Annotated in this window: 9 protein-coding genes; 4 read left to right on the forward strand and 5 right to left on the reverse strand. The window is 72.4% G+C overall.

Translation table 11 applies throughout. From position 1 onward, the window contains the following. Nucleotides 1–6: 6 nt before the first annotated feature. The 3 genes from ACYVAP_RS03315 to ACYVAP_RS03325 form a co-directional block, all read right to left on the reverse strand. Nucleotides 7–2,043: an ABC transporter ATP-binding protein gene (locus ACYVAP_RS03315; protein ID WP_498859517.1), complete on the reverse strand. Its 2,037-nt coding sequence runs from the start codon at nucleotides 2,041–2,043 to the stop codon at nucleotides 7–9. After that, on the reverse strand, nucleotides 2,040–3,815 hold the full coding sequence (locus ACYVAP_RS03320; protein ID WP_498859518.1) for an ABC transporter ATP-binding protein: 1,776 nt from the start codon (nucleotides 3,813–3,815) through the stop codon (nucleotides 2,040–2,042). Before ACYVAP_RS03320 ends, ACYVAP_RS03315 begins: the two co-directional genes overlap by 4 nt. Before the next feature lie 213 nt (nucleotides 3,816–4,028). Further along, nucleotides 4,029–4,811, reverse strand: a complete 783-nt coding sequence (locus ACYVAP_RS03325; RefSeq protein ID WP_498859519.1) for a hypothetical protein — start codon at nucleotides 4,809–4,811, stop codon at nucleotides 4,029–4,031. 786 nt (nucleotides 4,812–5,597) lie between these two features. On the opposite strand from ACYVAP_RS03325, the gene ACYVAP_RS03330 reads away from it, so the two are divergent. Beyond that, nucleotides 5,598–6,131: a GNAT family N-acetyltransferase gene (locus ACYVAP_RS03330; RefSeq protein WP_498859520.1), complete on the forward strand. Its 534-nt coding sequence runs from the start codon at nucleotides 5,598–5,600 to the stop codon at nucleotides 6,129–6,131. 48 nt (nucleotides 6,132–6,179) lie between these two features. Here the strand turns inward: ACYVAP_RS03330 and ACYVAP_RS03335 are convergent, their stop codons facing one another. Together ACYVAP_RS03335 and ACYVAP_RS03340 are read right to left on the reverse strand one after the other, a co-directional pair. Next, the gene (locus ACYVAP_RS03335) at nucleotides 6,180–7,769 is read right to left on the reverse strand and encodes an AbgT family transporter (RefSeq protein WP_498859521.1); all 1,590 of its coding nucleotides are present in this window, start codon (nucleotides 7,767–7,769) and stop codon (nucleotides 6,180–6,182) included. Nucleotides 7,770–7,890: 121 nt separating this feature from the next. Then, on the reverse strand, nucleotides 7,891–9,252 hold the full coding sequence (locus ACYVAP_RS03340) for a M20 family metallopeptidase (RefSeq protein WP_498859522.1): 1,362 nt from the start codon (nucleotides 9,250–9,252) through the stop codon (nucleotides 7,891–7,893). Between the two features lie 237 nt (nucleotides 9,253–9,489). Here ACYVAP_RS03340 and ACYVAP_RS03345 point away from each other — a divergent pair, with 237 nt between their 5' ends. The 3 genes from ACYVAP_RS03345 (at nucleotide 9,490) to ACYVAP_RS03355 (ending at nucleotide 13,857) form a co-directional block, all read left to right on the forward strand. Then, nucleotides 9,490–10,350, forward strand: coding sequence for a PTS sugar transporter subunit IIA (locus tag ACYVAP_RS03345; protein WP_498859523.1), 861 nt, complete (start codon nucleotides 9,490–9,492; stop codon nucleotides 10,348–10,350). Nucleotides 10,351–10,395: 45 nt separating this feature from the next. Then, nucleotides 10,396–11,973 carry a PTS ascorbate transporter subunit IIC gene (ulaA, locus tag ACYVAP_RS03350; protein WP_498859524.1) on the forward strand — a complete coding sequence of 526 codons (1,578 nt, stop codon included), beginning with the start codon at nucleotides 10,396–10,398 and terminating at the stop codon, nucleotides 11,971–11,973. Between the two features lie 234 nt (nucleotides 11,974–12,207). Continuing rightward, nucleotides 12,208–13,857 carry a sodium-dependent transporter gene (locus tag ACYVAP_RS03355; RefSeq protein ID WP_498859525.1) on the forward strand — a complete coding sequence of 550 codons (1,650 nt, stop codon included), beginning with the start codon at nucleotides 12,208–12,210 and terminating at the stop codon, nucleotides 13,855–13,857. The last annotated feature ends 32 nt before the right edge of the window (nucleotides 13,858–13,889 follow it).

Raw genomic sequence — 13,889 nt, forward strand, 5'->3', positions numbered from 1 at the left:
CGGGCATCACTCCGCGGCAGGTCGCTCCGGGGCCGGGAGATCGTCCCCGCTCACCGCGGCGAGCTCGCTGGTCGCGGTCGCGGAGGCCTCGAGCACCGCGGCCTCCTCGTCGGGGTCGGTGCCCTCGGAGAACTGCGACCAGTACAGGCGGTGGTAGGCGCCCTCCGCCGCGAGCAGCGCCTCGTGGGAGCCCTGCTCGACGATGTCGCCGTGCTCCATCACGAGGATGACGTCGGCGTCGCGGATCGTGGAGAGCCGGTGCGCGATGACGAAGCTCGTGCGGTCCGTGCGCAGCGCCGCCATCGCCTCCTGCACGAGGACCTCGGTGCGGGTGTCCACGCTCGAGGTGGCCTCGTCGAGGATCAGCAGCGCCGGATCGGCGAGGAAGGCGCGGGCGATCGTGATGAGCTGCCGCTCACCGGCGGAGACGTTCGCGCCCTCGTCCTCGATGACCGTGTCGTAGCCGTCGGGGAGGGTGCGCACGAAGCGGTCGACGTAGGTGGCGCGGGCCGCCTCGACCACCTCCTCGTCGCTCGCCCCAAGGCGCCCGTAGCGGATGTTCTCGCGGATCGTGCCGCCGAACAGCACGGCGTCCTGGAGGACCATGCCCACCCGGCTGCGCACCGCGCCGCGGTCCAGCGCCCGGATGTCCACGCCGTCGAGGCGGATCTCGCCGCGGTCGATCTCGTAGAAGCGCATCACGAGGTTCACGAGCGTGGTCTTGCCGGCGCCCGTCGGCCCGACGATCGCGATCGTCTGGCCGGGCTCCGCGACGAGCGAGAGATCCGTGATGAGCGGCTTGTCGGGGCTGTAGGAGAAGGCGACGTGCGCGAACTCGACGCGGCCGCGCACCTCGGCGGGGGCCGCCGCGGGGGCGATCGCCCGCTCGGCGACGGTGCCGTCGGCCTGCTCCTCGGCGACGGTGATCCCGCCGTCGGGCTGCTCCTCCTCCGCGTCGAGCAGCTCGAAGATGCGCTCGGCGGAGGCGACGCCGGAGATCAGCATGTTCGCCATGCCGGCGACCTCGCCGAGCGGCGCGTTGAACTCGCGGGAGTACTGGATGAACGCGACGACCGCACCGAGGGACATCTGGCCGCTCGCGACGCGCAGGCCGCCCACGACCGCGATGCCGACGTAGCCGAGGTAGGTCACCCACTGCATGATCGGCATGATCATCCCGGAGAAGAACTGGGCCTTGAAGGCGGCCTCGAACAGCTCCTCGTTGCGCTCGTCGAAGGTCTCCCGCATCGCGTCCTGGCGGTCGAAGACGGTGACCAGGTCGTGCCCGGTGAAGGACTCCTCGACGTGGCCGTTGAGGCGGCCGGTGTTGCGCCACTGGGCGGTGAACAGCTTCTGCGAGCGGGAGCCGATGATCCCGACGACGACGCCGGAGATCGGCAGCGCCACGAGGGCGATGAGCGCGAGCTGCCAGGACAGCCAGAACATCATCACGGTGATGCCGATGATCGTCAGCACCGCGTAGACGAGGGAGGCGAAGGCCTGCTGGAGCGCCGTCTGCACGTTGTCCACGTCGTTCGTGGTGCGGGAGAGCAGGTCGCCGCGCTGGCGGGTGTCGAAGTAGCGCAGCGGCAGGCGGTTGATCTTGGTCTCGATGCGCTCGCGCAGGCGGAACACGATGCGCATGACGATGTCGTTGAGCACGCGCCCCTGCAGCCAGTTGAACAGGGACGCGACGACGTACATCGCGAGGACGACCACGAGCAGGCGGCCGAGCGCCCCGAAGTCCACGCCGCTACCGGAGGCGACGCCGTCGACGATGACGTCGATCGCGTCGCCGAGGATCGTGGGCGCCCACACGGTGAGCACGGTCGCGATGAGGCCGAAGGTGAGCACGACGGCGAGGCCGAGCTTGTGGTCGCCGAAGGTGGAGAACAGCCGCTTCGCGGTGGGCCAGAAGGCCTTCGCCCTGCGGGGCGGGCCGCCGCCCCACTCGCTCTCCATGGAGCCCTGCATCTGGACGATCTCGTCGTCGGTGAGGTCCTGGGTCGCGGCGTCGGCCGGGGTGGGGGTCTTCTCGCTCATGCCGGCTCCTCCACGGTGATCTGGGAGTCGACGATCTCCCGGTAGGTCTCCGAGGAGCCGAGCAGCTCCTCGTGGGTGCCGCGGCCGACGATCCGCCCCTGGTCCAGGACGAGGATCTGATCGGCGTCGGTGATGGTCGAGATGCGCTGGGCGACGATGAGGACCGTCGCGCCCGCGGTGTGCTCGGCGAGCGCCGCGCGGACCTTCGCATCGGTCGTGACGTCGAGCGCGGAGAACGAGTCGTCGAAGACGTACACGCGCGGCGCGGCGACGAGGGTGCGGGCGATGCACAGGCGCTGGCGCTGACCGCCGGAGACGTCGGTGCCGCCCTGCGAGATCGTCGAGTCCAGGCCCGTCGCGGCGGCGTCCCCGCTGCCGGTGGTGCGATCGCGGACGAAGCCGGAGGCCTGCGCGACGTCGAGCGCGGCGTGCAGGGTCTCCTCGCTCGCTGCGGGGTCGCCGAAGCGGAGGTTCTCCGCGACGGTGCCGGAGAACAGGTAGGGACGCTGCGGGACGAGGCCGACGGCGGCGCTGAGCGAGGCCCGGGAGAGGTCCGTGACGGGCACGCCCTCGATGAGGACCTGGCCGGAGGTCGCGTCGTGCAGGCGCGGGACGAGGCTGACGAGGCTCGTCTTGCCGGAGCCGGTGGCGCCGATGATCGCGGTGGTGCGACCGGCGGGGGCGGTGAAGGAGACGCCGTCGAGCACCGGGGACTCGGCGCCGGGGTAGGAGAAGCTCACGTCGCGGAACTCGACGCTCGCGCCGACGGGGGCGCCGGGGGCGGGCACGGGCAGCTCGCGCGGGGCGGTGGGCTCGGCGAGGGTGGGCGTGGTCTGGAGCACCTCGCCGATGCGGCGCCCGCCCACGACCGCGCGCGGGAACATCATGACCATGAAGGTGCCCATCATGACGGCCATGAGGATCTGCAGGAGGTACTGCATGAAGGCGGTCAGCGAACCGACCTGCACGAGGCCCGCGTCCACGCGGTGACCGCCGAACCACAGCACGGCGGCGGTCGCGAGGTGGAGGACGACGGTGATCGCGGGGCCCATGAGCACGAACAGCCGGCCGATCCGCACGGAGGTGTCGGTGAGCAGCTGGTTGGCGTCGGTGAAGCGCGAGGACTCGTGCTGCTCGCGCACGAAGGCGCGGACGACGCGGATGCCCATGAGCTGCTCGCGCATGACGCCGTTGATGCCGTCGATGTTGTCCTGCATGCGCTGGAACAGCGGCATGAGGCGCACGACGAGCAGGCCGACGATGACGAGCAGGACGGGCACGGAGACCCACACGAGCCAGGACAGCCCCGGGTCCTCGCGCACGGCCATGACGATGCCGCCGATGGACATGATCGGCACCATGACCATGAAGTTCAGGCCCATGAGCACGAGCATCTGGACCTGCTGGACGTCGTTCGTGGCACGGGTGATGAGGGTCGGGGCGCCGAAGCGGCCCATCTCCTCGGTGGAGAAGCGGTCCACGCGCGTGTAGACCGCGCGGCGGATGTCCCGGCCGATGCCCATGGCGGCGCGGGCGCCGAACCAGACGGAGGCGATCGCGGTGACGACCTGGACGAGGGCGACCACGAGCATCACGCCGCCCACGCGCCAGATGTAATCGGTGTCCCCGGTCGCGACGCCGTGGTCGATGATGTCCGCGTTGAGGCTGGGCAGGTACAGGGTGGCGAGCACGGTCGCGAGCTGCAGCACGAGCACGGCGCCGACGTGCGGGAGGTAGGGCCGGCCGTGGCGGCGCAGGAGGGTCCAGAGCATGAGGATCCTTGGGGTGGAGGGTCCGAGTGAGGGGTGTTCGGGGGCGTGGGAGGGAGCGGGGGGCCGTTCCGCCGTCCCGAGCGTAGGAGGGGCTGAGGACAGGTCCTGTCCTCGAAGCCGTGGGCGCCGCGCGGGGCGCGCGACAAGGCGTCCCATCCTGCACCGAGGAAGGCGCCCGGCGCACGCGACTTTCGGTGGAGATCGGACGTCCGCTCAGGCCGCGTCCGTCCCGTCACCGAGCACGGCACCGGCATCGGCATCGACATCGACATCGACATCGACAGGGTCGAGGTCGGGGAACACGCTCGGATCGGCGCTCAGCCACGACGCGGTGTGCGGCACGAGCCCGCCCTGGAGCGCGGCGAGGCCCGGGGTGGTTCCCGTGCGACGCTCCCACCCCCACACCATGCGTCGGACCCGATCGCCGATGTCGCCGATCCGCTTCTCCCCCGGGTGCCGGGAGCGCGGCAGCCGGAAGGCAGGGCCGTCCGTGGTCAGGCGCGCCAGGAGCTGCGGGTGGACGTCCAGGAGCGTCAGCCGCCACAGGAGGGCCTTGAGGTCGACGTCCGTGAGCCGTGGAGCGAGCTCGCGCACGGCAGTCTCCAGGGGGGAGACGCGCAGCCCCTGCGGACTCCGTTCCCAGCCATCGTCGCCGTGGTGCATGTGGGTATGGGCGGAGGCGCGACGCCGTGGGCCGGGCGGGAAGCGCAGGTGGATCCGGTCCCCGAGCCGCCAGTGGAGGTCCTCCGGAAGGGGGAGGCCCCAGAGCTGCGCGGCGGTGAGATGGCTGAGCACGGCGCCGGGCCAGAGCCGCTCCTGGGCGAAGCGGCAGATCTCGACGAAGGATGCCGGGTGGGCGGTGAGCGTGTGCGCCCCGGTGAAGACGGTCGTGAACTCCTCGGAGGCGATCCGACGGGTGTGCACCCCCATCGCCAGCAGCTCCGCGCGCAGGAGGACCCGCCCGGGAGGGACGGGGGTGGCGGTGCGCGGGCTCATGCGCCGACGCTACGGGCGGCGATGATGCGGGGTCCTGCGGGAGGGCGGACCTGTGGACGACCGTTCCTCCCCATGCCCCACGACGCCCTGCCGCCGGCGACGACGATGAGTCACCGGTGGGCTGCGGCAGCGCTCCAGGAATGGTCGCGAAACGAGCCATCGGGCGGACTCGCCCGGAGCCGATGTCGAGCACGGCCGTTCACCAGCGGCCGGTTGCCGGGTGCGGCCGCTTGTCGACGGCGCGCGCTCATATGCCGGCCGGGGCGGCCGATTCTCAGCGTGAGCGGCCGCTGGGCTGGGTGGTGCGGCAACGCTCCAGGAGTGGTCGCAAAACGAGCCACCGGGCGGCGACGCCCGCCCCTGTTCCCGTTCCCGCTGGTCACCCGCTCATGTCGCCTCTCCTCACGTCTCCCCGCCCATCGCACACCCGATGCCGCCCGCCGCGCCGCTCCCCGCGCACCGCTCCGGATCCCTCGCTCCGGAAGGATGGCTCATTTCGCGACCATCCCTGGAGCATCTCGACCACCCCAGGCATCTCGCGGAGCAGAGCACGAGAACGACCCGCGATCCACGTTCACGGACAGCCACGGACGGGATCGGGGATGCGACGGACTCGACGACGCGGACGGCGACTCTCGGGGCCCGGGCCGGGGCCCTGGTGACGGGAGCCGGGACCAGGGCCGGGGCCAGGGCCGGGGCCGGGGCCGGGGCCGGGGCCGGGGCCGGGGCCGGGGCCGGCGAAGAGCCTGCTCGACGTCGAGGATCGTCGCCGGAGAGACTGCCCCCATGAGCCTGCGCTTCCCCCTCCGCACCGCGCGCCTCGAGCTGCGCCCCTTCACGGCGCAGGACGTGCCTGCCGCGGCTGCCGTCTACGGGGACGCCGAGGTCATGCGGCATGTGGGCAAGGGCGGAGCGGTCGGCGCCGATGAGGCGGCCGCCATGGTCGCCGCGTACATCGCTCATCAGCGCGAGCACGGCCTCGGATTCTGGGCGGTGGTCGACAGGGCCGATGGCGCACTGATCGGGGATGCAGGTTTCGAGCTCACCGAGCACGGGCTCGAGCTGGGCTACACGCTGCGTCGGGACCACTGGGGTCGGGGACTCGCGACCGAGGCCGCCCGGGCCTGCCTCGAGGCGGCAAGGGAGCTGGGCCATCGCGAGGTGGTGGCCCTCGTGGATGCGGCGAACCCCGCCTCCGCGCACGTGCTGGAGAAGCTCGGCTTCACCGAGGGGGGCGAGGGCCGTGCCGACGGCGGGAGCATCGGGGCCGTCATGTCCTACGGCAGGCCGCACCGGCTCCTCCGCCTCACCCTGCGCTGACCGCGCGCGACCTCGGCGCCGCCCGTCGGCCCCTCCAGCTCTCCCGCCTCACTCCCCGAGCATGATCCCGGTGCCGGGGCCCAGCGGGAGGCCGGTGAAGAAGAAGATCGCGAGGATCGCCGTCCACACCACCCAGAACGGGACCACGAAGGGCAGCATGCGCGCGAACATCGTGCCGAGGCCCGCGGCGGGCTCGTACTTCCGCAGCATGCCCAGCAGCACCACCATGTACGGGTTCATCGGGGTGATGACCTGGGTGGCGGAGTCGCCCACGCGGAACGCGGCCTGCGTGAACGCCGGCTCGTAGCCGAGCAGCGCGAACATCGGCACGAACACCGCGGCCATGATCGTCCACATGCCCGAGCCGGAGATGATGAAGAGGTTCAGGGAGCTCGCCAGCAGGATGAACCCGATGATCGCGGGGAAGCCCGTCAGGCCGATCCCCTCGAGGCCCGCGGCGCCCGTCACGGCGATCCAGGAGCCGATGCCGGACCAGTTGAACAGGGCGATGAACTGACCCAGCACGAACGCGAGCACGATGAAGGGGAGCATCTCCTTCAGGGCGTCGGTCATCATCCGCACGCCGTCGGCGCTCGAGCGGATCGTGCCGACGACGATCCCGTAGGCGAGCCCCACCACCACGAAGTACGCGAAGACGAGGAACACGATCGAGTCCAGCAGCGGCGAGGAGGGCAGGAAGCCGCCCTCCTCGTTGCGCCACGGGGAGGCGGGGACCAGGGTCGCCACGAGCACCACGGCCGTGAGCACCACGCCGGCGAGCACGGCGACGAGCAGACCCTTGTTCTCCTGCGGGCTGAGGGCGGCGCGCATCTGCTCGGCGTCGGTCCCGCCGCTCCCGGACTCGCCGTCCTCCACGGTCTCGTCACGGGGCACGCCGGTGCGCACGAGCCGCGGCTCGAGCACCCGGTCGATGACGAAGCCCGCGACGACACCCAGCACGAGCGAGGAGACGATGTTGAACCACCAGTTCGAGACCGGATTCACCGGGGTCGCGCCGAGGCCCGGCAGCGACTCCATCACGGAGGTGGTGATGCCTGCGAAGAGCGCGTCGAGGCTCGTGGGGAAGATGTTCGTCGAGTAGCCGGCGCCGGCCGCGGCGAAGCCGCCGAGCAGGCCCGCCACCGGATGACGGCCTGCGGCCTTGAACACGAGCGCCGCGAGCGGCGGGACGACCACGAAGGCAGAGTCCGCCATGATCGAGGAGATGACGCCGACGAAGCCCACGACGTACGGCAGCATCCAGCGCGGCGAGGAGCCGAAGGTCTTGCGGATGATCGCGGCGAGCATGCCGGAGTGCTGGGCCACGCCGATCGCGAGCAGGATCGGCATGACCGTCTTCAGCGGCGGGAAGCCGATGTAGTTCTCCCCGAGGTTCGCGGTGAGCCAGGTGAGGCCCTCCGCGGTGAACAGCCCCTTGATGACCGTCGCCTCCTCCGCGCCGGGCACGGAGACGGTGACCCCGGCCGCGGCCATGGCGGTCGAGACGATGCCGGTGATCGCGAAGAGGATGAGGAACAGCATGAACGGCTCGGGGAGCTTGTTCCCGAGCCGCTCCACCCCGCCGAGGAAGCGGTCGGTGAGGGGCGGGCGGCCGGTGGGCGTCGTGGCGGTGCTCATGAGGAGTGCTCCAGACGGGCGTCGGGGACGGGGAGGGGAATAGCGGGGCGGGGAGGGGAAAGTAGGGGACGGGGACGGGTCGGTGGACGGAGGCCGGTCGACGGAGGTCGGCCGACGGGGGTCAGTCGAAGTAGGAGGGCACGTCGATCGCCCCGCCGGCCGCCGCGAACTCGCCGGCGACCTCCGCCGCGAGCGCCGGGTCGTGGAGCACGTCGAGCAGCGTCGCGGCGAGGCCGTAGGCGCCGTCGGCCGCGGCGGCGCGCGCGATCGGCCCCGTGGACTGGGCGGCGAACTCGCGCGTGTGCAGGGCGGCCTCGGCGTCGGAGGTCTGGATCAGCGGGTGCATGCCGGGCAGGCGGTAGCTGACGTTGCCGAAGTCCGTGGAGGCGGCGAGCGAGGGGGACACCACGCCGAGCGGCAGCGGGTCGCGGCCGCGGCGGCGCTGCGACTCGACCCAGCGGCCGGTGAGCGCCTGGTTGGTGCGCACGGGCAGCGAGGGCGGGTGCTCGTCCCAGTCGATGCTCACGCCCACGCCCGCCATGAGCGCGGCGCCGCGGGCGACGTCCTCGACGCGGCGCGAGAGGTCCTTGAGGGTCTCGGGCCGCTGTGAGCGCACGTACATCTCGACGACGGCGGTGTCCGGGATGACGCTCGCGCGGTCCCCGCCCTCGGTGATGATCGCGTGGAGGCGGTCCGACGGCGGCGTCTGCTGCCGCAGCAGGCCCACGCCCTGGTACATGAGGCTCGCGCCGTCCAGGGCGTTGCGCCCCATGAAGGGCTGTGCGGAGGCATGGGCGGTGTGCCCGTGGAAGGTGACCTTGAGGGTGCGCCGGCCCAGCCACACCTGGTCGGCGAGGTCGTAGGCGGGGTAGCCGTGCGCCATGACCGCGGCGTCGAGGCCGTCGAAGGCGCCCTCGCGGGCCATGTACTCCTTGCCGGTGTGACCCTCCTCGGCGGGCGTGCCGAGGTAGACGACGGTGCCAGGGACGGCCGACGGGTCCTCCTGCGCGAGCGCATGGATCGCGAGGAAGGCCCCGAGCCCCATGACGGCGATGACGTTGTGGCCGCAGCCGTGGCCCACGCCGGGCAGGGCGTCGTACTCGGAGAGCACAGCGAGCGTGGGCCCCTCGCCCTCGCCGTGGATCTCCGCGCGGATCGCGGTGTCCAGGCCGTGCACGCCGAGCTGCGCCTCGATCCCGTGCTCGGCGAGGATCGCGACGATCGCGGCGGCGGAGCGGTGCTCCTCGAAGGCGACCTCGGGGTGCGCGGCGAGGTCGAGCATGAGGTCCACCATCGCGCCGGCATCCGCCTCGACGGCCTGCTCGAGGCGGGTCAGCAGCGCCGCGGGCGCGCCGGCGAAGGAGGAGCCGGGGTGGCGCTCGGTGGCGACGGCCGCGGCCTGCTCCTCGTGGAGCTGGTCGAGGTAGGCGTGCGAGGGCGTGGTGGGGGTCGCCTCGTCGTGGGGTGCGCGATGGGAGGACATGCGCTCCAACGTATCGGTTCCCGGCCAGGTCACGCGCCGTTCCCGCGAGGTTCCCGGGACGGCGCCCCCGGAGCTGGTCGGATGCCGTCGCGGGCGGTCCGTCCGTCGGGTCGGTCTCCTCCCCCGGCACCGCCGACGACGCGGGCCGCGGCGCGGTCCTACACTCGGCGCGGGCGTCCCCCAGGGCCGGTCCCCTCGGCCCGCCGCCCGTCCCGCTCCGTCCCCGAGGAGAGTCCCGTGTCCCAGCTGAGCGATCTCGTCGACCCCGCCGCGATCAGCCTCCAGAACCCCGCCGCGACCTGGCGCGATGCGATCACCGCCGCCGGCGCCCTGCTCGAGTCCACGGGCGCCGTGGACGCCGCGTACACAGCGGCGATGATCCGCAGCGTCGAGGAGCACGGCCCGTACATCGTCATCGCCCCGGGCTTCGCGCTCGCCCATGCCCGGCCCGACGCCTCCGTGCACCGCACCGCCTTGTCGGTGCTGCGCCCGCAGGCCCCGATCGTCTTCGGACACGAGAGCAACGATCCGGTCACGCTGGTCGTCGCCCTCGCCGCCGCGGACCCCTCCGCCCACCAGCAGGCGCTCGCGGCCCTCGCGGGGATCCTCGCGGACCCCGCCCGTCGCGCGGCGCTCGACGACGCCGCGACCCCGGAGCAGGTGCTCGCGGTGCTCGGCGAGGAGCGCCCCGAGACGACAGCCCCGGCGGAGGCGTCAGCCCCGTCGGCCCCGGGCACCACCACCGCCACCACCGCCACCACCGCCACCACCGAGTCGGCCACGGTCGACCCCGACGAGCCGACGGTCCCCTCGAAGAACCTGCTGCTCACCGTGTGCGGCAACGGCCTGGGCACGAGCCTGTTCCTCAAGAACACGGCGGAGACCGTGCTCGGCACCTGGGGCTGGGGCTCGCTGCTCTCCGTCGAGGCGACGGACACGATCTCCGCGAAGGGCCGCGCCAAGGAGGCGGACGCGATCCTCACCTCCGGCGCGATCGCCCAGACCCTCGGCGAGGTCGGCGTGCCCGTCGAGGTGATCGAGAACTTCACCTCGACCGCGGAGATCGACGCCGCGCTGCGCCGCCTCTACGCCGTCTGACCGCTCCTTCTCCCCCACATCCACCGCAGCATCGGAGGCACCCTCGTGACCGTCCTCGTCGCGATCGCCCAGTTCCTCGTCAACGAGATCCTCAGCGTCCCCGCGTATCTCATCGGCATCATCACCGCCATCGGCCTCATCGCCCTGCGCCGCAGCGTCGGCCAGGTCGCCGGCGGCGCCATCAAGGCCGTCCTCGGCTTCCTGCTCATCGGCGCCGGAGCGACCCTCGTCAGCGCCTCCCTCACCCCGCTCGGGGCGATGATCCAGGGCGCGCTCGGCGCCCAGGGCGTCGTCCCCACGAACGAGGCGATCGCCGGCATCGCCCAGGAGGAGTTCGGGGCGCAGGTCTCCTGGCTCATGATCCTGGGCTTCGTGGTCGCGATCCTGCTGGCCCGCTTCACGCCCCTGCGCTACGTCTTCCTCACCGGCCACCATCTGCTGTTCATGGCCACCCTCATCACGATCGTCATGGCCTCCGCGGGCATGCCCTCGCCCGTGGTGGTCGTGCTCGGCGCGGTGCTGCTGGGCGTGCTCATGGTGTCCCTGCCCGCGCTCGCCCAGCCCTGGACCCGCCGCGTCTCCGGGGACGACTCGATCGCGATCGGTCACTTCGGCACCGCCGGCTACATCGCCGCGGGCGCCGTCGGCCGGCTCGTGGACCCGAAGGGGAAGAGCCGCTCCACGGAGGACATCCACGTCCCCGAGGGGCTGCGCTTCCTGCGCGACTCGATGGTCGCGACGGCCCTGTCGATGGTGCTCATGTACGTCGTCGTCGCCGTGCTCTACGTGGTGCGCGCCGGCCAGGAGACCGCCTTCGGCGCCTTCGAGAACGGCGCCACCGGCATCGGCAACTACCTCATGCAGTCCGTGACCCAGGGCCTCCAGTTCGGCATCGCGGTCGCCGTGATCCTCTTCGGCGTGCGCACGATCCTCGGCGAGCTCGTCCCCGCCTTCCAGGGCATCGCCGAGAAGGTCGTCCCCGGGGCGATCCCCGCGCTCGACGCGCCGATCGTCTTCCCGTACGCGCAGAACGCCGTGCTCATCGGCTTCCTCTCGAGCTTCGCGGGCGGCCTGCTGGGCCTGCTGCTGCTCGGCGTGTGGCTCGGCCCGGCGCTGGGCCTCGCGCTCGTGCTGCCGGGCCTCGTGCCCCACTTCTTCACGGGCGGCGCGGCCGGCGTGTACGGCAACGCGACCGGCGGCCGGCGCGGCGCGGTCGCGGGCGGCCTGGTCAACGGCCTGCTCGTGACCTTCCTGCCCGCGCTGCTGCTCAAGGTGCTCGGCAGCTTCGGCTCCGCGAACACCACCTTCGGCGACACGGACTTCGGCTGGTTCGGCATCCTCATCGGCTACGGCGCCCGCACGGGGGTGGTGAGCGGCATCGTGCTGCTCGTGCTCATCGGCGCCGCGATCCTGGGCGCCGCCCTGCTCGTGCAGCGTCGTGTGGTGGACGCCGGTTGGGACCCCGCCCCGGCGCGCGCCGCGGCCGGCGACGGTGCGGCGGCCGGTGCAACCGTCATCCCCAGCGAGCGGTCGACCGGCTCCGCCACCACCGGCGCCACCGCCCACCCGCGGGTCGCGCCGCCCGTCGGCGCACCCGTCCCGCCCCCGCCGCCGGAGTCCTGACCGGGCGGCGGGCGCGCCGGGGCACTAGCATTCCCCCACGGCCACACCCCGGCCGCCCGCCGCTCCCCCGTCCGGACCACACCCCGGTCCGACGGTCCCCGCGGCCCGCCGACGCCCCCGTCGGCCCACGACCCTGCCCCCGGGCAGGGCCCGCGCGATCCGCGAGAGCGGCGCCGCATCCCCGTCCCTGTTCCTCCTGCGCCCGCGGGCGCAGATCCCCCGGAGGCGATCTCCTTGACCGCACACTCCCCCGCCCCCGCCGAGGCCGGCGCCCGCGCCGACCGCGGGGCCTTCGCCGGCCGCACCGCGTTCATCTTCGCGGCGATCGGCTCCGCCGTGGGCCTCGGCAACATCTGGCGCTTCCCCGCCGTGGCCTACGAGAACGGCGGCGGCGCGTTCATCCTGCCGTACCTCGTCGCGCTGCTCACGGCCGGGATCCCGCTGCTCTTCCTCGACTACGCGATCGGTCACCGCTGGCGCGGCTCCGCCCCCGCCGCGTGGCGCCGCTTCCGCCGCTGGACCGAGTTCATCGGCTGGTGGCAGGTGCTCATCGCCCTGGTCATCGCGCTGTACTACGCGCTGATCCTCGCCTGGGCCACGAACTACATGATCTTCTCGCTCGACCAGCGCTGGGGCGATGACCCGAACGCCTTCTTCGGCCAGTACACCCAGGCCCTGGTCGGCGCGGACGTCCACATCTCCTTCGACGTGGTGCCCGCGGTGCTCGTCTCGATGATCCTCGTGTGGATCGCGACGATCGTCGTCATGGCGCTCGGCGTGCAGAAGGGCATCTCCGCGAGCTCGGTCGTGTTCATCCCGCTGCTCGTGGTCATGTTCGTCATCCTCGTGATCCGGGCGCTGTTCCTGCCCGGCGCGATCGACGGCCTCGAGGCGCTGTTCCGCCCGCACTGGGGCGCGCTGCTCTCCCCGGGCGTGTGGGTCGCCGCCTACGGCCAGATCTTCTTCTCGCTGTCCGTGGCCTTCGGCATCATGCTCACCTACTCCTCGTACCTCAAGAAGCGCACCGACCTCACCGGCTCCGGCCTCGTGGTGGGCTTCGCGAACTCCGGCTTCGAGATCCTCTGCGGCATCGGCGTGTTCTCCGCGCTCGGCTTCATGGCGCAGGCGCAGGGCGTCGAGGTCGGCGAGGTCGTCAAGTCCGGGATCGGCCTCGCGTTCATCGCCTTCCCGACGATCATCTCCGAGGCCCCCGCCGGCGCCCTCATCGGCGTGCTGTTCTTCGGCTCGCTCGTGCTGGCCGGCTTCACCTCGCTGATCTCGATCGTCGAGGTCGTCATCGCCGCGATCCAGGACAAGTTCGGGCTCTCCCGCATCTCCGCGACCCTGTGGGTGTGCCTGCCGCTCGCGATCGTCTCCACCGCCCTGTTCTCCACGACCATGGGCATGCCGCTGCTGGACGTGCTGGACAAGTGGGCCAACGAGTACGGCATCGTCGCGGCGGCGCTGGTCTCCACGATCGTCGTCTCCTACGTGGTGCGCGGCCTGCCCACGCTGCGTGACCACCTCAATGTCCGCGGCACCTTCCCGATCGGCCGCTGGTGGCTGCTGTGCGTCGCCGTGATCGCGCCGGTCGTCCTGGGCGTCTCGCTGGTCTCCTCGACGATCGACCTGATCACCTCGCCCACCACCTACTCGGGGTACCCGGGCTGGTTCATCGTGGTGTTCGGCTGGCTGATGGCGCTCGCGCTGCTCGTGGCGGGCATCGTCCTGTCGCTGCTGCCGTGGCCCGCGACCTCGAACCTGTTCAAGAACGACTCCGACGGCGACCCGATCGCCCCGGAGGTCGTCGCCGGGAAGGGCCTCGAGGCCCGCGCCGACGCCGCCACCCCGCACGAGCTGCGCTCGCCCGCCGGCCGCGTCTGACCGTCCCGCTCCGCCCGCTCTCCCCGCTCCGA

It is taken from the genome of Brachybacterium horti (assembly GCF_054777615.1).